The sequence below is a fragment of the Cellulosimicrobium sp. SH8 genome (assembly GCF_025818875.1).
Classification (GTDB): domain Bacteria; phylum Actinomycetota; class Actinomycetes; order Actinomycetales; family Cellulomonadaceae; genus Cellulosimicrobium; species Cellulosimicrobium cellulans_D.
In genome coordinates, this window is sequence record NZ_JAMXMH010000003.1 from 1 (window position 1) to 23,274 (window position 23,274).

General features: G+C 72.8%; 12 protein-coding genes. 1 reads left to right on the forward strand and 11 read right to left on the reverse strand.

Features of this window, described 5'->3' with window-relative positions; all coding sequences use genetic code 11:
- Positions 1 to 557 precede the first annotated feature (557 nt).
- Entirely contained in the window at positions 558 to 2,174 is a 1,617-nt protein-coding gene (locus tag NF338_RS05110; RefSeq protein ID WP_264029805.1) for an urea amidolyase family protein, read from the reverse strand.
- Positions 2,171 to 2,965 carry a LamB/YcsF family protein gene (locus tag NF338_RS05115; protein ID WP_264029806.1) on the reverse strand — a complete coding sequence of 265 codons (795 nt, stop codon included), beginning with the start codon at positions 2,963 to 2,965 and terminating at the stop codon, positions 2,171 to 2,173. Before NF338_RS05115 ends, NF338_RS05110 begins: the two co-directional genes overlap by 4 nt.
- An 80-nt stretch (positions 2,966 to 3,045) precedes the next feature.
- Between NF338_RS05115 and NF338_RS05120 the strand changes: the two genes are divergently transcribed.
- Positions 3,046 to 3,651, forward strand: a complete 606-nt coding sequence (locus tag NF338_RS05120) for a GNAT family N-acetyltransferase (RefSeq protein WP_264029807.1) — start codon at positions 3,046 to 3,048, stop codon at positions 3,649 to 3,651.
- 70 nt (positions 3,652 to 3,721) lie between these two features.
- Here NF338_RS05120 and NF338_RS05125 read toward each other — a convergent pair whose 3' ends face one another.
- From NF338_RS05125 to NF338_RS05165, 9 genes are all read right to left on the reverse strand, one after another.
- Positions 3,722 to 8,713: a ThuA domain-containing protein gene (locus tag NF338_RS05125; RefSeq protein WP_264029808.1), complete on the reverse strand. Its 4,992-nt coding sequence runs from the start codon at positions 8,711 to 8,713 to the stop codon at positions 3,722 to 3,724.
- Between the two features lie 203 nt (positions 8,714 to 8,916).
- Positions 8,917 to 9,810 carry a hypothetical protein gene (locus NF338_RS05130; protein WP_264029809.1) on the reverse strand — a complete coding sequence of 298 codons (894 nt, stop codon included), beginning with the start codon at positions 9,808 to 9,810 and terminating at the stop codon, positions 8,917 to 8,919.
- Positions 9,811 to 9,920: 110 nt separating this feature from the next.
- Positions 9,921 to 15,503, reverse strand: coding sequence for a ThuA domain-containing protein (locus NF338_RS05135; protein ID WP_264029810.1), 5,583 nt, complete (start codon positions 15,501 to 15,503; stop codon positions 9,921 to 9,923).
- A gap of 105 nt (positions 15,504 to 15,608) precedes the next feature.
- Positions 15,609 to 16,508, reverse strand: a complete 900-nt coding sequence (locus NF338_RS05140; RefSeq protein WP_264029811.1) for a sugar phosphate isomerase/epimerase family protein — start codon at positions 16,506 to 16,508, stop codon at positions 15,609 to 15,611.
- 209 nt (positions 16,509 to 16,717) lie between these two features.
- On the reverse strand, positions 16,718 to 17,947 hold the full coding sequence (locus tag NF338_RS05145; RefSeq protein WP_264029812.1) for a substrate-binding domain-containing protein: 1,230 nt from the start codon (positions 17,945 to 17,947) through the stop codon (positions 16,718 to 16,720).
- Between the two features lie 148 nt (positions 17,948 to 18,095).
- On the reverse strand, positions 18,096 to 19,178 hold the full coding sequence (locus NF338_RS05150) for an ABC transporter permease (RefSeq protein WP_264029813.1): 1,083 nt from the start codon (positions 19,176 to 19,178) through the stop codon (positions 18,096 to 18,098).
- The gene (locus NF338_RS05155) at positions 19,175 to 20,221 is read right to left on the reverse strand and encodes an ABC transporter permease (RefSeq protein WP_047234093.1); all 1,047 of its coding nucleotides are present in this window, start codon (positions 20,219 to 20,221) and stop codon (positions 19,175 to 19,177) included. Before NF338_RS05155 ends, NF338_RS05150 begins: the two co-directional genes overlap by 4 nt.
- Positions 20,218 to 21,870: a sugar ABC transporter ATP-binding protein gene (locus NF338_RS05160; RefSeq protein ID WP_264029814.1), complete on the reverse strand. Its 1,653-nt coding sequence runs from the start codon at positions 21,868 to 21,870 to the stop codon at positions 20,218 to 20,220. Before NF338_RS05160 ends, NF338_RS05155 begins: the two co-directional genes overlap by 4 nt.
- The gene (locus tag NF338_RS05165; protein WP_264029815.1) at positions 21,867 to 23,114 is read right to left on the reverse strand and encodes a Gfo/Idh/MocA family protein; all 1,248 of its coding nucleotides are present in this window, start codon (positions 23,112 to 23,114) and stop codon (positions 21,867 to 21,869) included. Before NF338_RS05165 ends, NF338_RS05160 begins: the two co-directional genes overlap by 4 nt.
- Between the last annotated feature and the right edge of the window lie 160 nt (positions 23,115 to 23,274).

Here is a 23,274-nt window from a genome sequence, read left to right on the forward strand (position 1 = left end):
ATCAACACGAAAGATGACATCATCTTCCGAAATCAACCAAAGGAATCCCAGACACAACCAACCACCCCACCCGACGGATGGGAACAGTCAGCCATGCCACAGGGACAAAATAATTGGCATTGACTAACAAGCACACTGTTGAGTTCTCAAACAACCGACACACACCAACTCAGCACCACCCGACCGGGCAGAACCTCGCTTGGGGCAACCCTTCAACCTTACCAGGTCTTCCCCGGCTCCTCAACCCCGGCTGTTCGCCGTGGTCCAGTCACCGTGGTCTTCCTCGTCGCGGGCAGGAGAACATCCTACGCCATGCGGTGGAAGGGTTTCGACCCCGGGACCAGCCACCCTCGATCGTTCGAGGCGGTGTCTGTTCCTCCCTGTCGGGCCGACATCCAGAACATTACGTGGCCCGTCGCGTCGGGGTCAAGCCGGCTCCGGGTGACCCGCCACACAGGCCGGTCGTGCCGTCCTCCCCGGTCCCGGCCCAGGTCGGGGCGGACAGGAACGACCTGCGGAGCTTCGTCGCTGTCGTCCGCACACCGCCTCGACGCAGGTCACGCAAGCCGCGTCGCGCGGAGCACGACCCTGTCCCCCGGGCGGAGCTGGGCCGCGCGGTCGACGTCGTCCTCGCGCAGCACACCGATGACGGGGTAGCCACCGGTGACGGGACGGTCCGCGAGAAAGACGACCGGTCGGCCGTCGGGCGGGATCTGGACCGCCCCGCGGACGAGCCCCTCCGACGGCAGCTCCCCCGCGCGGCGCGGGACCGCCTGCCCGTCGAGGCGCAGGGCGACGCGGTCGCTGTCCGCGCTCACGGTCCGCAACGCCCGCAGCGCCTGCCAGGCGCCCGGCAGGAACCAGCCGTCCCGGGGCGCCGGGAGGACCTCGAGCAGCGCCCCCGCCCGCTCGCCCGGGCGTAGCGCGCCGGGGACGTGGCGCACCGGTGCGACGTCGACGAGCGGCCACGTGCCCGACGGCGGCGGACCGACCGGCACGCGGTCGCCCGGGTGTAGCGGGGCCGGTCCGAGCCCGGACAGGACGTCGCGGGACCGCGACCCGAGCACCGCTCCCGGGACCATTCCGCCCCGGACCGCGACGTACGTCCGCAGTCCCCGCGCTGCCTGGCCGAGCCGCAGCACGGCGCCGTCCGGCACCCGGACGGGCGCGTTCATGCCCACGGGCGTTCCGTCGACCGTGGCGGGGACCGCCGCCCCGGCGAGTGCCACCGTCGCGGTCCCCCGGGACCGGAGCGCGAGCCCGCCGAGGGCGACCTCGAGCGTCGCGGCGCTCCCCGGGTTGCCGACGAGTCGGTTCGCGAGCGCGTGCGAGGAGCGGTCCGCCGCCCCCGACGGGCCGACGCCGACCGCCGCCAGGCCGGGACGGCCGGCGTCCTCGACGAGCACGAGCGGACCCGTCGCGACCACCTCGAGCGCAGGGCCGCTCCCGGGGCCCGGCACGACCGCCCCGGGAGACGGTTCGCCGCTCGCGTCCGCCGCCCCGGTCGACGGCTCGCCGCCGTGCCGCGCGGGTGCCGCCGCGACGGCGGACCGGGAGGGCACGAACCGGACTCGCGTTCCGGGTGCGACGAGCGCGGGCGGGTCGCGGTCGACGTCGAACATCTCGACGTCGGTGCGGCCGAGCAGGCGCCACCCGCCCGGGGACTCGCCGGGGTACACCGCGGTGAGCTCGCCCGCGAGCGCGACGGACCCCGCGGGGACGCGCGTGCGCGGCGTCGCGAGGCGCGGGGCCGCGATGAGGGGGTCGACGCCGACGAGGTAGGTGAACCCCGGGGCGAAGCCGCCGAACGCGGCCTCGTACACCCGACCGGAGTGCCGCGCGACGACCTCCTCGACGCTCACCCCCGCCCAGCGGGCAACGTCGTCCAGGTCCGGCCCGTCGTAGCGCACCGGGATCTCCACCACGGGACCGGTGGGCGGACGCGCGTCGTCGGACGACGCGCGGAGCAGGGCCTCCTGGACCCAGGCCCGGGCGTCCGCGACGTCGCCGCGCGCCGCGCACCGGACCAGGACCGTGCGCGCGGCCGGGACGACGTCGACGACCCCGGGCGGGACGTCGACCGCGAGCGCCCGGTGCAGCGACCGCACGGCCGCCAGGTCGGGCAGGTCGACGAGCAGCGCCGACTCCCCGAACCCGTGCACGGCGCCCGTCACGGCACGGTGCCCTCGCGCGGCCCCGGCCCGGCGTCGACGAAGGGTCGCAGCTCGACGCCCGCGGCCTCGAGCGCGGCGCGCACGGAGCCCAGGAGCCCGACGGCGCCCGGCGTGTCGGAGTGGACGCACACCGAGTCGGCGTCGACCCGGAGCACGGAGCCGTCCGCCGCGAGCACGGTGCCCGCCGCGGCGAGCTCCACGACGCGCCGAGCGACCTGCTCGGCGTCGTGCACGACGGCGCCCGGCAGGCCGCGCGGGACCAGCTCGCCCGTGGGGAGGTAGCCCCGGTCGGCGAAGGCCTCGCGAACCGTCGGCAGCCCCGCGGCGTCCGCGAGGCGCAGCACCGCGGACCCCGGCAGGCCGACCACGGGGAGCGCGGGGTCGTAGGCGCGGACGGCGTCGACGACCGCGCGGGCCTGCGCCTCGTGGTGGACGATCGCGTTGTAGAGCGCGCCGTGCGGCTTGACGTAGCGGACCCGGTCCCCCGCCAGGCGCGCGAAGCCGTCGAGCGCGGCGAGCTGGTAGAGGACGTCGGCGGCGAGCTCGACGGGGTCGACCTCCATGAAGCGGCGCCCGAAGCCGGCGAGGTCGCGGTAGCTCACGTGCGCCCCGACGCGCACGCCGCGCGCGACGGCGTCGCGCGTCACGGCGCGCATCGTGGCCGGGTCGCCCGCGTGGAACCCGCACGCGACGTTCGCGCTGGTCACGAGGCCGAGCAGGGCCTCGTCGTCGGCGAGGGTCCAGCGGCCGAAGCCCTCGCCGAGGTCGGCGTTGAGGTCGATGCGCGTCACCGGACCATCATGCCCGGAACGGGCCGGCGCCCGGGCGCGGGCCGACCGCGTCCTCAGCGGCGGGGCGTAGATTCGCGGGCATGCCCGACGACCTCCCCACCGCTCCCGCGACCGTGCGCGTCCGTCGCGCCACGACCGAGGACGCGCCCGCGCTCGCCGGGCTCGCGGCCCTGACGTTCCCGCTCGCGTGCCCGCCGGGCACGTCGCCCGAGGCGATCTCCGAGCACGTCGCGACGCAGCTCTCGCCCGAGCGGTTCCACGCGTGGGCCGCGAGCGCCGCGCACGCGCTCCTCCTCGTCGAGCCGGTGGCCGACGACGTCACGGACGACGTCCCCGACGCGCACGACGCCTCGGGGCTCCTCGGGTACGCGCTCCTCGTCCGCGGCGAGCCCGACGACCCCGACGTTGCGGCGGCCGTCGGGCCCGGCGAGGCGGTCGAGCTCTCGAAGATCTACGTGCACCCCGCGGCCCAGGGCACGGGCGTGGCGGGTGTGCTCATGACCGCGGCGGCCGAGGCGGCCGGGCGGCTCGGCCCCGGCCGGCCCGTGTGGCTCGGCACGAACGTGCTCAACGCGCGGGCGCAGAGGTTCTACCGCAAGCACGGGTTCGACGCCGTCGGGGGCCGTACCTACGTGGTCGGTGGCGAGACGCACTCCGACGTCGTCATGGCCCTCCGCCAGGGCTGACGCGAACGACCGAGGGCCGGTCGGGGAGACGTTCCCCGACCGGCCCTCGGCCTGCTACCGAGCTGCCGCGTCAGCCGCAGCTCTTGGCGTCGTACGCGACGTCGGCCGCGAACGTGCGGCCGTCACCGGTCGCGGCGATCCCCACGACGCCCGCCTCGACGGACGTCGCGCGGGCCGCGAACGACTGGTAGGCCGAGGCGCCCGGCTGGACGCCGGTGAACGCCTTGGTGCCGAACGGCGTCGTCACGGTGACGTCGACCGGGACGCCGTCGGCGTTCGTCGCGCGCACCGCGACGTACGCCTTGCCGGCGAGGCACCGGACCTGGACCTCGGTCGTGACGTCGAGCGGCTGCTCGACCACCTCGCCCGCGAGGACGAAGTCCTCGAACGCGACGACCGTGGGCTGGGTCTGGTTCTTGCCGAGCGCGAACGGCCCGACCCCGATCCCGTCGAGCTGGTCGTTCGTCACCGCGGCGAGCGCGGTCCACTGCTCGCCGTCGAGCGACCACGAGCCGACGAACGTGTCGCCGGAGCGGGCGAGACGCACGTGGTACGTCCCGTCCGCCTCGCGGGGCAGCGAGCCGACGCCGGGCTGCGGCTGGAGCACGACGTCGCCCTTCTCGCTGCGGAGCTCGAACCCGACCGTCCCGGCGGTGCCGCCGTTGTGGATCACGCCGACCTTCACGTAGTTGGCCTGGTCCTTGTAGACCATGAGGCCGCCCTGGTGGTAGTTCTGCGTGAGGTCCGCGCGCACCGTCGTCTCGACGGTCCACTCGTCGCCCGTCACGACCTTCGAGCGGACGATGTTCGGCACGGTGGAGTTCGTCGCGCCGTACACGTCGTCGTCGGTCGTGGTGAGCTGCAGCGCGCCGTCCGCGACGGCGAGCCGCGACGGGTCGGCGTTGACGACGTACCAGCGGCACGGGTCGAGGCCGAGGCCGGAGCCGCTGCCGTCGAACGTGTCGCTCGCGGTGACGTCCTCGCACACGGGGACGCCGCTGCCGTCGACCTCGCGCACGTGGTCGAACGCGACGTCGATCTGGTTCGCGCCCGCGCCCTTGCCGAGCGCGAACACGCCGACGCCCGCGTCGCCGAGCCCCGCGTGCGTGACGGCGCGCGTGGTCGGGACCCAGGTCTGCCCGTTGTCGAGCGAGTACGACCCGGTGAAGGTGTCGCCGTCGCGCGACAGGCGCAGCAGGTACTCGCCGTAGACCGGCTTCGCGATGTCGAGGACGTCGCCGTTCGTGGACTGGACGACGTCGCCGATCTCGCTGCGGAGCTCGACGCGCAGGCCGCCGGGGTGCTGGACCACGGCGAGCTTGACGTAGTCGGACTCCGAGGCGCGCACGATGAGACCGCCCTGCTGGTACTGGTTCGCGAACGCGGCCGTCATCTTCGTCTCGACCGTCCAGGAGTCGCCCGGCTGGTCGGTCGTGATGATGTTCGGCACGCGCTCGTTGCCGGTGCCCGCGAAGTCGGCGTCGGTCGTGCGCACGACCCACTTCCCGTCCCGCACCTGGGCGAGGTCGGGGCGGAGGTCGACGACGTCCCAGCGGCAGCCGTCGAGCGCCTCGCCCTCGAACTCGTCCACGGGCCCGCGCTGCGGGTCGGGCTCGGTGCACTCGAGCGTGCCGTACACCGACACCGCGACGGTGCCGGTCGCGCGTGCGCCCGACGGGTCGCTCACGGTGACCTTGGCCGTGTAGCTCCCGGCCGCCGTGTACGTGTGCTGCGCGGTCGCGCCCGTCGCCGTGCCGCCGTCGCCGAAGTCCCACGCGTACGTGAGCGCGTCGCCGTCGGCGTCGGAGGCCTGCGCGGCGAACGCGACGTCGAGCGGGGCGTCGCCGGTGGCGGGCGTGGCCGTCACGGAGGTGACCACCGGGGCCACGTTGTTCGCCGCGCCCCGACCCGTGAAGGTGACCGAGTCGACGTCGAACATGTCGCCCGTCGCACCCGTCGTCGAGCGCGCGACGAAGTAGAGCGTGCGCGTGCCGCCCGGGTCGGCGACCGGGACCGCCTGCGTGCGCGCCGGTGTCTCCCAGCTCCCGGTCGGCGACAGCGTGAGCGTCGCGAGGAGCGGGCCGTCCACGGCACCGTCCCGCACGTCGAGCACGCCCCCGGAGCCGCCCGAGCTGTACCGCGCGGAGATCGAGTCGATGCCCGCGAGGTTCATCCGGTCGAACGCGAACCAGTCGCCGGCCGCGATGTACCCGAGCTGCTTGCCGCCCTCGGAGACGTCCTTCGCGACGACCTGGACGCCCTGGCTGTCGGTGAAGTACTCGGCCTGCTTGGTGCGCGTGTGCAGGACGGCCTCGTCGTCGGACGCGAGCGCGGGCACGCCGTCGGCGCCCCCGCCGTCGGTGTACGTCGCGTTGACGACGCCGAAGATGTTCGCGTCGAGGCCGTGCCCCTCGTCCTTGGCGGTCGTGAGGACGCCCTCGCAGCCCGTGGCGCTGGACAGCGGGTGGCCGTGGTTGTCGTGGCCGAGGATGTACTCGACCACGACGCGGCTGCAGTCGACCTGCGTGCCGTCCTCGGCGTCGGTGACCGTGACCCGGAACGGGACCTGGTCGCCGAAGTCGAAGAACTGGCCGTCGGCCGGGAGCTCGAGCGTCACCTCGGGCGCGGTGTTGCCCACGGTGATGGTCGTGGTCGCCACGCCCTGCTTGCCGTCGGCGTCGGTGACGGTGAGCCGCACCTCGTGCTGGCCGTTCTCGGTGAACGTCCGCGAGACCTGGGCGTCGGTGGCGTCGGTCTGGCCGTCACCGTCGAGGTCCCAGGCGTACGTGAACTCCTTGCCGTCCGGGTGGGAGGACCCGGTGCCGTCGAACGACACGGCGAGCGGTGCCTGGCCGTTCGTCGGCGTCGCGTCGATCTGCGCGACGGGCGAGCGGCCCCCGCGCACGTAGTCGATCCGGTAGACGGCCGAGAGCGCGTCGCCCCCGAAGTAGCCGCCACCGTAGTCGAGCACGTAGAGCGAGCCGTCCGGGCCGAACTCGAGGTTCATCGGCCGGCGGAGGTCCATGAAGTCCAGCGCCGGCACGAAGCCCGCGGGGCTGCCGTCCTCGTTCCGGATCGCCTCCTTGATCCACGCGCGGTCCCACTCGTAGAGCAGCGGCTTGCCGTCGTAGTAGGCGGGGAACTTGGTCTCGGACTCGAGCTCGGGGTCGTAGTCGTAGACGACGGCGCCCATCGGGGACTCGCCGCCCGTCCCGAACGCGGGCACGGACCCGCCGTCGTACGGCTGCCACGCCGGCACGGCGGGCGGGAGGTCGACGAGGCCCGTGTTGTGCGGGCTCGTGTTCTTCGGCGCCGCGCAGTCGAACTTCGGCCCGGAGACCTTGGTCTCGAAGTCGTAGTCGTTGTACGCGAGGTTGTCGCCGATGCAGTACGGCCAGCCGTAGTTGCCCGCCTCGGAGATGACGTTGAACTCGACCGTGCCGCCGGGGCCACGGTTCGCGTTCGCGCCGCCCGCGTCGGGACCGTAGTCGCCGAGGTGGACCTCGCCCGTCGCCTTGTCGACCCCGAAGCGGAACGGGTTGCGGAACCCCATCGCGTAGATCTCGGGCCGGGTCTTGCCGGCCTCGTACTCACCCTCGGGGAAGAGGTTGCCCTCGGGGACGGTGTACGACCCGTCCTCGGCGACCGTGATGCGCAGGAGCTTGCCCCGCAGGTCGTTCGTGTTGCCCGAGCTGCGGCGGGCGTCGAACGCCGGGTTGCGGGTCGCCCGCTCGTCGATCGGCGCGTAGCCGTCCGAGGCGAACGGGTTCGTGTCGTCCCCCGTCGACAGGTAGAGGTTGCCCTCGGCGTCGAAGTCGATCTCGCCGCCCGCGTGGCAGCACAGCCCGCGGTCGGCCGGGACCTCGAGGATCTTCTGCTCGCTCGCGAGGTCCAGCAGGTTCTGCTCCGTGAGCCGGAACCGCGAGAGCTGGTTGTACCCCTCGAACGCCTCGAACGCGGCCGGGTCGGCCGACGTCTCGGGCGCGTCGCCGGGCGGCGTGTCGAGCTTGGGCGCGTAGTAGAGGTAGACCCAGCGGTTCTCGGCGAAGCCCGGGTCGATCGCGACGCCCTGGAGGCCGTCCTCGTCGTGGGTGTACACGGGGACGGTGCCCGCGAGCGCCGTCGTCGCGTCGGCGGTCGTGAACCAGACGCGCCCGTCGCGCGAGGTGTGCAGGACGTCGCCGTCGGGCAGGACGGCCATGGCGATCGGCTCGCCCGTCTTGGCCGCGCCCTTCGCGAGCGTCACCTGCTCGAACGAGGCGTCGACCGTCGCGCCGCAGTCGGCGTCGACCGCGCCCGCGGCGGTCTGGATGCCGCCGAGCAGGTGCTGGACGAACGCCGGGTCGGTGTACGACTCGTCGGTGTGGCCGCCGCCCGTGTACCAGGAGCGCCCGCCGTCGTACTCCTGGCACCACGCGATCGGGTGGTCGGCGCCCATGGCGCCCGACCCCGGGGAGTACGAGGACTCGTCGAGGCTCGCGAGCACGTGGACCTGGCCGCGCGGGTTCTCGCGGTAGTTGTACCACTCGTCGTACCGGTCCCAGGAGGCCGGGAGGTGGGCGGTCGAGGGGTGCTCGTCGTCGGCCACGACGACCGTCGCGTCCTGGTTCTGGGGGTGGCTGTTGAAGTACGCCCCGACGAGCTCGCCGTACCAGGGCCAGTCGTACTCGGTGTCGGACGCCGCGTGGACGCCGGCGTACCCGCCGCCGTCGGCGATGTACCGCTCGAACGCGGCCTGCTGCTCGTCGTTCAGGACGTCGCCCGTGGTGGACAGCCAGACGACGGCGTCGTACTGCGCGAGGTTCGCGTCCGTGAACGCTCCCGCGTCCTCCGTCGGGGTGACGGCGAAGTGGTGGTCGGTGCCGAGCTGCTGGATCGCCGCGACGCCCGCGGGGATCGAGCCGTGCCGGAACCCGGCGGTCTTGCTGAAGACCATGACGGAGAACTCGTCGTGCGCGGCGGCGGGGGCCGCCGTGGCGAGGGTGAGCGCCGGCGCGACGAGGGCCGCGGCGGTGACCGCCGCGACCCCCTGGCGCCGACCTCTCGAAGGTCGTGCTGTCACTTCTCCTCCTTGAGAACTGAGCGGTGCGGCTCGGCGACGTCGCCGTGCCGCAGGTCGTGCTCTCCTTCCTCGTGGTGCGTCGTAGGTTTCCGCGCGTCGTCGCGCGGGGCGCTCCGGTCAGGTCCCGGTCGGGCTCGGCCTGCACCCCGGAGGGCGCCCGACCGGGAGGTCGGTGGGGCGGCCCCTCCCGGGGCCGCCGTCGGTCAGTGGTCGTGGTCCTCGTGCGCGTCCTCGTCGTCCGCGGAACCGCCCTCGTGCCCGAGGTCCGTGCCGCCGTCGAGCGAGTCGTCCGGGTGCACGGGCAGGAACACGTGGACGTGCCCCTGTCCCCCGGCGGTCGACCGGAGGTCGAGCTGGATCGCGGCGAGGCCCCACGTGTCGACGGCGCGCGTGCGCAGCTCGCCGGCGAGGGCGTAGAGGTCCGTGGCGCTGGCCGGGTCGTTCGCGTCCGCGGCGGCCGCGAGGCCGACGGTGTCGAGCGTGTCGCCGACGAGCTGGAGCGACGTGAGCATCCCGTTGCGGACGATGTTGTGCTCGGACGAGCCGCTCTGGAGCGACTCGGTCTCGGCCACGAGGCCGTCGACGGTCGCTCGCCACTCCGCGATCTCGGCCGGGTCGGCCGGGACCGCGGTCGAGCCGTCCACGGGGAGCACCGCGTGCAGCCCGTGCAGGACGGGGACGAGCTCCGTCTGCACGTGCTCGGCGTGCTCGATCGAGGCGACGAGGTTGTCGGCGTCGCGCGCCTCCTCGGCCGCCTCGAGCTCGGCGACGCGCGCGGGGTCGACGACGAACCCTTCGTCGGGTGCGGACGACGTCCCCCGCGTGAGCGACACGACGAGCGCGACCACCACGGCGACGACGGCGAGCGCGGCGAGGGCGAGCAGCACCCGGCGCCAGGGGTCGAGGCCCGCGAACCACCGGCGCGCGCGGACGCGCGCCGGCGGTCGGGGCTCGGGGCGGCCGGCACCGCCCCGGTCTGCGGGGCGGGAGCGGACGGGCGCCGTCGTCGGGCCCCCCGTGCGGCCGGAGCCCTTCCGGGCGTCCTTCGCCGCGGGGGTCCGGGTCGCAGACGTCCGTCCTGCGGTGCGCTGTGCCACCTGTCGCTCCTGTCCCTGGTCGTCCCGCTCGGTGTGCGCCGGCCCGGCCGCGAGGCCGGGCCGGCGCGGTGGCCGGTGACGGGAGCGGGTCGCCCGTCACCGGCCCGCCGTCAGCCGCAGCTCACGGCGTCGTACGGCACCTCGATCTCGGTCGTGACGTCGCCGAGCGTCGCCGTGACCGTGGCCGTGCCCGCGTCGAACGACGTCGCACGCGACGCGAACGACTGGTACGCGTTGCCGCCCACCTCGACCGCGCCGAACTCCTTGGAGCCGAACGGCGTGGTCAGGGTGATCGCGACGGGCGCCTCGTCGACGTTCGTCGCACGGATCGCGAGGTACGCCTTGCCCGCGAGGCAGCGGGCGGACGCGGTGACCTCGACGTCGACCGTCGGCTCCGGCTCGGACTCCGTCGTGAGACGGAACCAGTCGAACGCCACGGTGACCGGCGTCTCCTGCTCCGGGCCGATCGCCATGAGGCCGACCTTGGTCAGCGGCGCGTCGTTGGTCACCGGCGCGCCCAGCGGCGTCCAGTTCACCCCGCCGTCGCTGACCCAGCCCTGGTACGTGCTCCCCACCTTCTCGAGGCGCACGTACCAGTAGCCCGACTCGGTCGAGTCGGCGAGCTCGAGCTGGCGGTTGCCGCCGTTGCCGAACTGGCCGCCCTTCTCCGAGACGAGCTCGGCGCCGAGGTTCAGCGCCGCGCCCGGGGCGTTCTTCGCGAGCACGTCGGCCTTGACGTAGTTGTCGTCGTCGCCGTACGCGATGAGGCCCGCGAGCTGCCACCGGTGCACGAGCGGCGCCTTGAACCGCGTCTCCACGACCCAGTCACCCTCCGGAGCGGTCTGGAGGACGAAGTTGCGCGGGTCGCCGTTGTTCCCGGCGTTGATGTCGCCCGGCTGGGTCGTGATGCGCAGCTCGCCGTCGGCGACGGCGACCTTCGACCCGTCGTACCGGACGATCGCGTCCCAGCGGCAGCCGTCGAGGGCGTCGCCCTCGAACTCGTCGCTCGGCTCGCGGACGCCGTCGTCGGGCTCGGCGCCCGTGACGTGGACGTAGTCGACCTTCGCGACCGTGTTCGCGGTCGCCGTGTCGCCGCCCGCCATGACGCCGAACGTCGCGTCGGGCTTCACGGGCGCGGAGCCCGCGAGCGCCGTCCACGCCTGTCCGTCGGCCGAGTACGCCGCCGTGATCGCGGAGCCGTCCGAGACGAGGCGCAGGTGGATCGTCGACGGGAAGCCCGTCGCGACGTCCGTCTGGCCGTGCCACGTCCGGGACCCGCCGGTCTCGGTCTGGAACTCGAGGAAGCGGGCGCCGCTCTGGTTCTTGGTGAACGCGAGCTTGGTGTACTCGTCGTCGTTCACGTGGACCAGGAGGCCGGCGTGCTGCCAGTGCCGGGCGAGCGGGACGTCGAGCTTGGTCTCGAGCGTCCACGCCCCGGCGGGTGCGGGCTGACCGAGGTAGCTGATCGGCCCGGTCACGGCCTCGTTGATGTCGCCCTGCACGACCGGCAGGACGGCGTGGCCGTCGGCGACGGTGATCGGCTGGCCCTCGGCCTGGCGGACGACCGTCCACCGCGGGTCGAGCGCGTCGCCGTCGAACTCGTCGGACGAGTCCGCGAGGCACTGCGGCGGGTTCTCCCCGCCGGGCTCCTCGGTCTGCGGGTCGTCGTCGAACACGAAGTCCTGGAACTCGACCGCGCTCGTCGCCGTCGTGCTGTGCGCCGTGACGAAGAGACCCACGTCCTGGACGGACGCCGCACCCGGCAGGGCCTGCGGCTCGCCGATCTGCGTGAAGTTCACTCCGTCCTTGCTCCAGGAGGCCGTGTACAGGTCGCCGTCGCGCACGATCCGCACCCACGCGGGGTAGCTCGTCGAGCTCGCGGCGGACGACGTCGTGAGCTGCCCGCTGGCGTTGCCGCGCAGCCACTCGAAGCCGCCGCTCGGGCGCATGCCGAGGGCCGCGTAGCCCTGCGAGTTCGCCGTCTGCGTGACGTCGTTGCGGACGATGATCCCCGCCTTGGCGGACCCGTTGGAGTTGCCCTGGCTGTTGATCTTCACGGTCGCCGACCAGTTCTCGTCGGCGCCCTGCTCACGGTAGATGGTCGAGTACTCGTTGGTGCCCTGCCACATGTTCGCGCCGCCCGACGTGACGAGGTACTTGCCCTCGGCGAGCTGCTCGAACGTGCCGTTCGCGTTGGTGAAGGTCTTCATCCCCGCGAAGAGGTCACCGACCTGGGCGAGGACGACGCGCGAGCGCGTGTACAGGCCCTTGTCGTTCGTGGCGACGGCGGTCAGCTCGTAGTAGTTGTCCGCCGTGGGGTTCCACGTGGCCTCGTACGGAGCCGTGTCGTCGACGCCGAGGGACTCGCCGTCGACGAAGAACTCGACCTGCGTCACGGTGTTCTCGGCGTCGTCCGCCTCCGCGGTGACCGTCATCTCGCCCTGCTCGAGACGGACGCCCGCCTCGGGGGACGTGATGCGGACCTTGGGACGGGTCGTACCCGAGACGCCCTTGCCGTCGGCCTCGATGAAGTTGAGCCGACGCTCGCCCTCGCCCGGGAAGACGACGTAGAGCGTGAACGGCTCCATCGGGTCGGTGACCTCGACGGTCACGTCCGTGAACGTGCCGAGCCCGGTCTGCGGGATCTCGGCCGTGCCGAGGAGCTCGCCGTCGGCCGCGTCACGACGCAGCTCGATCGTGCCCTCGGCCGCAGCCGCGACGCGCAGGTTCAGCGCCTGCACGCCGTAGAGGCTCACGGGGTCGTACGACGCCCAGGAACCGTTGGACCCCGTGATGACGGAGCCACCGCCCTCGACGTCCCGGCTCGGGACGGTCGTGGTGCCGTCGGAGGCCGCGTGGAACTCCGCCTCGCGCTTCTTCGGGAAGATCAGCGTGGTGTCCGACCCGGTCAGCGCGGGCACGTCGCCCTCGCCGCCGCGGTCGGTGTAGCGCGCGTCGATCACGTAGAACACGTTCATGTCCTCGCCGTGGCCACCGCCGAGGCTCGTCGCCACGGTGCCCGTGCGGCCGTGCAGCGGCTCGGCGGGGTGCGCGTGCGCGTCGTGCCCGAGCGCCGGCTGGATGATGACCTGCTCGTCGTCGATCGCCTCGCCGTCGGGCGAGTCCTCCGCGTCCGTCACCGACACGTCCCACGTGATGTCGTCGCCGAAGTTGAAGAACGAGCCGGTGGGCGGCAGGCCGAAGTCGACCTCGGGCCGCGTGTTGCCCACCGTGATCGGCACGGTCGCCGTGCCCACCTTGCCGGCGGGGTCGGTCACCGTGAGGCGCGCGTCGTAGACGCCGTTCTCGGTGTACGTGTGGCTGGGCGCGGCGGACTCGGAGTCCGTCGTGCCGTCACCGTCGAAGTCCCACGCGTACGTGAGCTCCTCGCCCTCGGGGTCGGTGCTCCCGGTGCCGTCGAACGTCACCTCGAGGGGCGCGATGCCGGAGTCCGGCGTCGCGACCGGCTTCGACACCGGCGAGCGCGAGCCCGACAGGTAGTCGATGCGGTGCAGGCCCGAGTTCGGGTTGTCACGGCCGAAGCCGCCGCCCCAGTCGAGCACGTACATCGCGCCGTCGGGGCCGAACTTGGAGTCGATCGGCGCGAGGAACTGCTCCTGCGGGAGGAACGGGTTGACCTTCTCGACGTCGGTCGCGCCGGGCGCGGCCTCGGGGTCCTTGAGGTCGATCGTGTACATCTTGTTGCGGGCCCACTCGTAGAAGAAGGCCTTGCCGTCGTAGGACTCCGGGAACTTCGTGTCCGAGTCGAGCTCCGGGTCGAACTGGTAGAACGGGCCACCCATGGGCGCGAGGCCGCCGCCGGCGTTGATCGCGCCGGGGACGGACGAGCGCTGGTAGCCGTACCACAGGTCAGCCGGCTGGGCCGGGGGAAGCTCGGTGAGGCCCGTGTTCTTCACGGAGTCGTTGACGGGGTTGTCGCAGTCGAAGAAGTCACCCACGGTGACGGGGCTCGTCCGGTAGTCCACGTCGCGGAACGGCTCGTTGTTGCCCATGCACAGGGGCCAGCCGAAGAAGCCGGGCTCCTTGATGAGGTTCCACTCGGCGATGCCGGCCGGGCCGCGGGTGGCCGGGTTGTCCGACCCGTTGTCGGGCGAGTAGTCGGCGACGCCGAGGTTGCCGGTCTTCGCGTCGATCGTGAACCGGAACGGGTTGCGGAAGCCCATCGCGTAGATCTCGGGCAGCGTCTTCTCGGTGCCCGGGGCGAACAGGTTGCCCTCGGGGATCGAGTACGTGCCGTCGGCCTCCGGGTGGACGCGCAGGACCTTGCCGCGCAGGTCGTTCGTGTTCGCGGACGTCGCGCGCGCGTCGTGCCACGTGCCGTCCCGCTCCGAGATCGGCGCGTAGCCGCCCGACGGCTCGGAGTGCGGGTTCACGTCGTCGCCGACGCCGATGTACAGGTCACCGGTCTCGTGGTCGACGAGGAGGCCGCCACCGGTGTGCCCCGGCTCGTCGGGCAGGCGCCCGGCCGGGATCTCCATCAGCACCTTCTCCGACGCCGGGTCGATCACCGTGGAGCCGGGCCCCTCGGAGGAGACCGTGAACCGCGAGACGCGGCTGAAGAAGTTCGCCGGGTCGGAGTCGTTCGAGCTCGCCGGCGAGTAGTACTGGTACAGGTACCCGTTCTCGGCGAAGTCCTTGTCGAGCGCGATGCCGAGCAGGCCGTCCTCGCCGCCCGAGTACACGGGGATCGTGATGGCGGTCGTGGTGTTCTGCGTCCGCGGGTCGTACACGCGGATCTGCCCGCGCACGAGCTCGGTGTAGAACACGCGGCCGTCGGGCGCGACGTCCATGCCGAAGGGCGCGCTCGTGTTGGAGTCGAGCGCGATCTTCTCGAACGAGCCCCAGTCGGTGCCGCCGCAGTCGCCCTCGACGAGGCCCGCGGCCCACTGCACGCCGCCGACGATGTGCTGCACGAGGTCGGGCTCGTCGGTGTAGTGCACCCCGAAGTGGCCCATGCCGGTCATCCAGGCGCGACCGCCGTCGTAGGGCTTGCACCACGAGATCGGGTGGTCGTAGCCCATCTTGTTGCTGCCCGCGTCGTACGTGGACTCGTCCATCGTGGCGAGCACGTGCGCGCTGCCGCGGACGTTGGCCGAGTAGTTGTACCACTCGTCCGCGCGCGTCCAGCGCTGGGAGAGGTGCTCGGTCGACGGGTGCGTGCGGTCCTCCACCCGGACCGTGCCCGGCAAGCCGGGGCTGTTGCCGGTGGCGGCGTGACCGGGCATGAGCGCCCCGATCATGTCGTCCCACCAGCCGTAGCTGCCGCGCATGTCCGTGGCGTTGTGGATCGCGACGATACCGCCGCCTGCCTGCTGGTAGCGCTCGAGCGCCGCCTTCTCGTCGGCGTTCCACGGGTCGCCCGACGTCTGGAACATGACCAGGGCGTCGTACTGCGCGAGGGACTCGTCGTTGAAGACCGTCGAGTCCTCGGTGTGGTCGGACGCGATGCCGACCTCCGCGAACGCCGCCTCGAGCACCGGGGTGCCCTGCGTGATCGCCTCGCTGTGTCGGAACTGGGTCGTCTTGGTGAAGATGAGCACCTTGTGCTCTTCGGCCGCGGGGACGGGGTCGTCGGCGGCGCTGGCCATCGTGACGGGCGCGAGCGTGAACGCGAGCGCTCCGATGGTCAGAGCCGCGACGGACCTCGCCCTACGTGGGCGTCGTGCGGTCATCGTGCTGCCTCCAGGGGCATGACGTGCGGACCCGGACGTCGTCGTCCGGGCAGGGTGGTCGTCATCCCGCGGCGTGCCGGCGCTGCGGTCGTGGGTCGACTACGGCTACAAGTGCTCCGGCGTGGGCATCAGTCCCTTCAGGTGGGCGAGGCCATCGACCGCGATGGCGTCCTGGGTCGGCGCCAGCGGCCGCCAGATGGAGGCGGCCGTGGCGATCGTCGCGTTGTCGGCCGTGAAGGACTCGATGACGAGGGGTCCGTCGTAGCCGGTCGCGTCGAGCGCGGCGAGGAGGGCAGGCCAGTCCAGGTGGTCGTTGCCGGGTGCGCCCCGGTCGTTGCCGCACACCTGGACGTGCGCGATGCGCTCGCCCGCGCGCGCGACCGCCGCGGGCAGGTCCGTCTCCTCGATGTTCATGTGGTAGACGTCGAGCATGAGGCCGATGCCGGCCGCGGGCAGGCGCCGCACGACCTCCAGCCCCTGGTCGACGGTGTTGACGAGACTCGTCTCGTAGCGGTTCAGCGGTTCGAGCCCGACGACGACGCCCGCGGCGATCGCGTGCTCGACGACCGGAGCGAGGTTCTCGGCGAGTTCCTCGTACGCCGCCGCGCGCTCGGCGGGGGTCAGACGCCACGTGCGCCCGACCGACGCGTACGCCGGACCGCCGATCACCGGGGCGCCGACCGTGCGCGCGACGTCGACGACGTGGCGCAGGTAGTCCTGCGTGGCGCGCACCGTCTCGGTGTCTGCGGCGACGAGCTCGCGTCCCTCGCCCATGACGAGCGAGACGCTCGCGCCGAGGCCGTGGTCGGCGAGGACCGTCGCCGCGGTCCCCGGGTCCCAGTCCCCCGGGTTCTCGACGGGCAGCTCGAGCACGTCGAAGCCCCACGCCGCGACGCGGGGCGCGATGGCGCGCAGCGCGTCGTCGGTGAGCGGGGAGGTCCAGACCCACGTGTTGACGCCGAGCGCGCGACGGCGCAGCGGCGGGGTCGGGGAAGGAAGAGCCACGTCGCTCTCTCTCGTCGGGTCCGAGCGCTCGGCCGTCCCGCCCGCGGGCCCGACGCCGCGGAGCACCTCCGCACGGGAGGTGCGCCGCGTCGTCGGGCGGGCGGGGCGCCCGGCCGGTCGGACGACGACCGGGCGGCCCCTGCTGGCCCGACCGCGAGGGTCGGACCGGGTGGTTCTGCGGACCTCTCAGGTCCGGTGCGGACGACCGGTCAGCGGTCCGTCCACGCCTCCGGGAAGCCCGGCAGGTCCTCGCCGCCGAACTTCGCGTAGTGCAGCGACGGCATGTCCTTGTTCGCCTCGAGGTACGCGTCCAGCTCCTCGGCCTCGATCGGCGACTGCGGCAGGACCCACTCCGAGGGCACCTGCTCGCCGGCCCAGATCATCTGCGCCGCGAGGATCGGGGTGCGCCACTGGAAGTTCGAGTACACGGCGCCGAGGGCGGTCATGTCCGTGTCCTTCCACTTGCGCAGGAAGCTCATCTCGTCCTCGCCCATGAAGACCGGGTAGGGCTTGCCGGCGTCCTCGAACGCCTCGACCGCCGCGACGGCGCCGTCACCGGCGTCCATCCAGATGCCGTCCACGTCACCGCGCTGCAGGTACTGCGTGACGATGTCCTTGATCTTCGCGCCGTCACCACCGGTGAACTCCGCGCCCACGACCTCGAGCTCGGACTCGGAGAAGATCTTGTCGGCCGCGGCCCAGCGGTTCTCCAGCACGTCCACGCCGGGCAGGATGCGCAGCGCGAGCACCTTCGAGCCCGGGTCGAGGTTCTCGACGAGGAACTCGGCGCCGTCGGCGCCGTAGGCGTAGCCGCCGATCGGGTGGATGAAGGTGACCATGCAGTCGGTGTTCACGCCACGGTCGAACACGATGACCGGCTTGCCCGACTCGCACGCGGCCTCGACCGCGGGCGTCAGGGTCGCCGTCGTGGACGGGGAGATGACGATCGCGTCGCAGTCGCCCGCCTCGACGAACGCCTGGATGTCGGAGATCTGCTTGTTGTCGTCGTCCGCCGCGTCCGAGACGCGGAACTCGCCGATGACGCCCTCGGACTTGAGCACGTCGACCTGCTGCTGCATCGTGATCCAGCCCGTCACGCGCCACGGGTTGGACACCGACGCGTTCGAGAAGCACAGCGTGTTGCCGCCCTCCGCGTTCGCGTACTCGGCCGTGTCCACGTACTCGGGCTCGATCGCCTGCAGCCACGGCTGGTCCGCCGGGCCCTCGGGCACGACCTCGCGCTGGGCGAGCTGACGGTCGTAGTCCGCCTGGACGAACCACTCGGAGTCGGCGCCGCCGGACTCCTCGCTCGCGGGGCTCTCCTCGGCCGAGGTCTCGCCACCCTCGCCGGTGTCGGTGGGGGTGTCGGTCGTGCAGGCGGCCGTGAGGAACAGCGTGGCCACCGCCGCGCCGGCCAGGAGTGCTCGTGTACGTCGCATGTCCTTCTCTCCTTGGGGGTGAGACGTCGTCGTCCCGCAGCGTGCGGGGGAAGGGGGGGTACAGCTCGAAAGGGTGGGGACTTCTTCTGAGGGGTCTTCTTCGGATGGGGTCGACGTCGCGCGGGTGCAGGTCCCGCCGGCGCGAGGGCTAGGCGTTCGCGGGGGCGGGCTCCTTCGGTGCGGTGGTCGGGCCCGCGGCAGGCGGGCCGTCCGGGGTGGACGCGCGGCGCCGCGACCGGCGCGGCAGCGCGGCGTAGGCGACGGCCGCGATGATGATCACGCCCTGGATCGCGGGCCGGATCGTCGACGGGAGGCTGAGCTGGTTGAACAGCGTGAACAGCGCCTCCAGGGTCAGCGCACCGGCCATCGCGGCGATCACGGTGCCCCGCCCGCCGCCGAGCACGACGCCCCCGAGCACGACGGCCGTGATGGCCATGAACTCCAGGCCCTGCCCGACCTGTGCGGTGACGCCGGCGTAGCCGCCGATGAGGATCGCCGCGACGGTCGCCATGAAGCCCGAGAGGAGGAACGCGCGCGTGCGCACCCACCAGACCGAGCTCCCGGCATAGCCGGCCGCGACGTCGTTGTCGCCCGTGGCGACGAGGGTGCGGCCGAACGGGCGGCGCATGAGCAGCGCGGCGAGGACGCCGAGCACCACGACGATCATCAGCGCGTACGGCACCTGGAACTGGCCGGGCGTGTCGGGGATGCCCCCGCGCCCCCACTGCCGGAAGCCGTCGGTCAGCGCGCCCGTGGGAGCGCCGCCCGTCCAGAGCCGGATCGCGCCGTAGAGCACGAGCATCATGCCGAGCGTCGTGATGAACGACGGCACCTTGAGCAGCGTCGTCACGAGGCCGTTGACGAGCCCGACCGCGAGGCCGAACACGATCATGAGCGCCATGACGGGCCAGGTCATCGAGTCCTCGCCGTCCATGAGCTTCGCGGCGATGACGACCTGGGCGCCGACGAGGGAGCCGACCGAGAGGTCGAACTCGCCCGAGACGATGACGAAGTACTGGCCGATCGCGAGGATGACCAGCGGTGCCGCCTTCTTGACGAAGGCCATGAGCGACATGGGCTCGCCGAACGACGGGTTCATCACGAGGATGACCGCGAAGACGAGCACGAGCAGCGCGAACACGGTCCAGCTCCCGCCCGCGGTGAGACGCTCGAGCCAGCCGGCCCGCGGTGCGCGCGCCGGGATCGTCCGGCGCGTGGTGTCGGTGGTCATGCGGACGCACCTCCGGTGCGGGTCGGGCGGAAGCGGGCCCGGCTGCTCGCCGGGTCGATCTGGCGCCGGGCGTACAGCGCGACGGCGGCGATGATGATGACGCCGCGCAGGACGTCCTTGAAGAACGGGTCGACGTCGAGCACGTTGAACACCGTGTCGAGCACGGCGAGGATGAGGACGCCGCCCACGGTCCCGACGATCGAGCCGCGCCCGCCCATGAGGAGCGTGCCGCCCAGCACGACGGCCGCGATCGAGTCGAGGTCGAGGCCGTAGGAGTACACGAGCGCGTTGCCCGTGCCGAAGCGCGCGGCGATGAGGAGGCCCGCGACGCCCGCGCAGACCGAGCACAGCACGTGCGCGAGGATGAGCGTCCGGTCGGTCCGGATGCCCGAGAGCCGCGCGACGTCGGTGTTCCCCCCGACGGCGAACATGTGGTAGCCGGGGCGGGTGCGCGTCAGGAGCACGACGCCCACGGCCGCGACGAGCAGCATGACGATCGTCGAGACCGGCACCGGGCCGACGCGTGTGTACCCGAACATCTGGAACGAGGCGGGCACCTCGCCCGCCGGGCCCTTGAACTGCGTGTCCAGGTAGCCCTTGATGATGAGGCCGACGCCGAGCGTCGCGATGAAGGCGTTGACGCGGAGCTTCGCGATCACGAGCCCGTTGACCAGGCCGACGACCGCCGCGACGCCCACCGCCGCGAGGACGCCGAGCCAGACGCGCGAGGGGTCGCCCGCCATGGTCGTCGCGCCGACGATCGAGCTGAGCGCCACGACGTAGCCGACCGACAGGTCGAGCGACTTGCACAGGATCGCGAACGTCTGCCCGATCGCGACGAACCCGAGGAGGCTCGTCTGCGTGAGCATGTACGCCGTGTTCGCGGTGCTGAACAGGTTGCCGCCGCCGACGGCGACGAGGACGCCGGCGATCACGAGGATCCCGACGAGGGCGAGATAGACGATCTCCGTCGACCCCAGGCGGCGCCGGCGCGCGGGGGCGCGGCGCGCGGTGGGGGCGGCGGTCGCGACCGCGGTGCTCATCGGTCCTCCTGCGGGCCGTCGGTGTCGGTGTCGTGCGAGGTGCCGGGCTCGGCGCCGGGGAGGTCGTCCGCGTCGGCGAGGGCGTCGAGGTCGACCTGGACGTGCTCGCCGGACGTGTCCTCCCCCGCACCGGTGGCGAGGGCCATCACGGTCTCCTCGTCGCTGCCGGCGGGGAGCTCGCCCGCGAGGCGGCCGTCGCGCATGACGAGCACGCGGTCGGCCATCGCGACGACCTCGGGGAGCTCGGAGGAGATGAACAGGACGGCGACGCCGCTCGCGGTGAGCTCGCGCATGAGGTCGTAGACGGCGCGCTTGGCGCCCACGTCGATGCCGCGCGTCGGCTCGTCGAGGACGATGACCTGCGGGTCGGTGACCAGCCACTTCGCGAGGACGACCTTCTGCTGGTTGCCGCCCGACAGGTACTGGACCTCGGCCTCCTGCGAGCTCGCGACGAGCTCGAGCGAGGAGAGGATGCCGGGGATGCGCTTCGCGCGCCGGTCCGCCTGGCCGGGCACGACGGCGTCGAGCACGAGCCGCGCGTTCGCGAGGATCGACTGCCCGAGCGCCAGGCCCTCCGCCTTGCGGTCCTCGGTCACGAGCGCGAGCCCGGCACGTACCGCCTGGCGCGGCGAGCGCACGTCCACCGGCTTGCCGCCGACGAGCACGCGGCCGCGCGTGAAGCCCGCGATGCCGAAGATGCCGTGCGCGATCTCGGTGCGGCCCGAGCCCTGGAGGCCGGCGAGCGCGACGATCTCGCCCGCCCGCACCTCGAGCGACACGTCGTCGACCTGCGTGTTGCCGACGCCCTCGAGCGCGAGGCGCACCTCACCCGGGACGGTCGAGGCGTCCTTGTCCGGGAAGTACCCGGCGAAGTCGCGGCCGACCATGGTGCGCACGAGCCGGTCGGGGTCGATGTCCGCCGTCGGGGTCGTCAGGACGTGGTTGCCGTCCTTGAGCACCGTGATGGTGTCGCAGAGGTCGAAGATCTCCTTGAGGCGGTGCGACACGTAGAGGATCGCGACGCCGCGCTCCTTGAGCCGGTGGACGAGCTCGTAGAGCAGCTCGACCTCCTGGTCGGCGAGGGCGGCCGTCGGCTCGTCCATCGAGATGATGCGCGCGTCGTAGGACACGGCCTTGACGATCTCGACGATCTGCTGCTGCGCGACCGAGAGCGAGCCGACACGCGTCCACGACGCGAGGCCGGTGAGGCCCAGGTCGGCGAGGAGCGCCGTCGTGTCGGCGTGCATCCGCCGCCGGTCGACGAGGCCCGCGCGGCGCGGCTCGCGACCGAGGTAGACGTTCTCGGCGAGCGAGCGCTCGGGCAGGAGGTTGAACTCCTGGAAGACGGTCGAGACGCCCGCGTGCTGCGCCGCGAGCGGCGACGCGAACGTCGTGGTCTCGCCGTCGAGCTCGATCGTGCCCGCGTCGGGGCGGTGCACGCCCGCGATGATCTTCATGAGGGTCGACTTGCCGGCACCGTTCTCGCCGACGAGCGCGTGGACCTCGCCCGGACGCACGTCGAGGTCGATGCCGCGCAGCACGGAGTTGCCGAAGAACTCCTTGCCGATGCCGCGCAGCCGCAGGATCGGCCCGTCGCCGCCCTCCCCCGTGGCCGGCGGCCGGGGCTCGCGCGTGGTCGTCGCGGTCATGCCGGCACCTCCACCCAGCCGCCCGAGCGCACCGACTCGGCCACCGCGGCGGCGAGGCGGGCGGCGCGCAGGCCGTCGTCGAACGTGGGCAGGCCGTCCGGGACGCTGCCGCGGATCGCCGTCGCCGTGTCGGCGACGAGCGCGTCGAAGCAGTCCTGGTAGCCCTGCGCGTGCCCGGCGGGCAGGCGCGAGTAGCGGGCCGCGGCCGGGGAGAGCGCCTCGGGGTCGCGCACGAGGAGGCGCGACACGTCACGGCGACCCTCCCACAGCGTCTCGGGCTGCTCCTGGTCGAACGACAGCGTCGACTCCGAGCCCGAGATCTCCAGGAACAGGCGGTTCTTGCGGCCCGCCGACACCTGGGAGATGACCGCGGTCCCGAGCGCCCCGCCGTCCGTCGCGTACTGGAGCGTGACGGCGTCCTCGGTCGCGACCTCGTGCACGACGCCGTCCGCACCCCTGCGGCGCGGGTTGACGGTGGCCGACTGCGCGACGAGCCGGGCGATGCGGTGGCCGGTGGTGAACTCGAGCAGGTCGCAAAAGTGGGAGCCGATGTCGCCGAAGGCCCGGCTCGCGCCACCGAGCGCGGGGTCGACGCGCCAGTTGTCGTCCGACTCCCGCAGGAGCCAGTCCTGCAGGTACGAGCCGTGCACGAGCGAGATGGTGCCGACCTCGCCCTGGCGCACGCGCTCGCGCGCCTCGCGCACCATCGCGTGGAACCGGTAGGTGAAGGGCACGACGGCGACCCGGCCGTCGGCGGCGCGCGCCTCGGCGGCCAGCCCCGCGAGCTCGACCGCTCCCTCGACGTCGGTCGCGAGCGGCTTCTCGCACACCACGTGCTTCCCCGCCGCGAGCGCCGCGCGGGCGAGGGGGACGTGCAGGTGGTTGGGCGTGCATACGTGCACGACGTCGACCTCGGGGTCGGCGAGCAGCTCCTCCGCGCTGGCGACCGCGCGCTCGGCACCGAGGCCAGGCGCCGCCGCGCGGGCGATCGCGAGGTCCGCGGCCGCGACGCTCACGACCCGACCGCCCCCGGTGCGCACGGCGCGCGCGTGGACGCCGCCCATGAAGCCCGCGCCGAGGATCCCCGCACGGTAGCCGGAGGCGGGCAGGCCGCCCTCGTCGGGCGCGCTGGCGGGGAAGGTCGTCTGGGCGGCGGGGGCCCCTGTCGTGGTCGCTCCGGGGAGGTGGGCACCCGGGTCCAGCACCGGGGTACGCACGTCCTGCGCGACGTCGTCGGCTCGCATGGATGACAACGTAGGGGCACTTCTGTCGAGCGTCAAGCAAAAGCCGAACATTGATCGTCACAGTTATATAACCCAAACCGCAAAACAAATGTGAAGGATCACACGACCTCGGTCCGGGGTGACGCGCGCGGTGACGAAGGGGCGAGACGACAGGCGACGA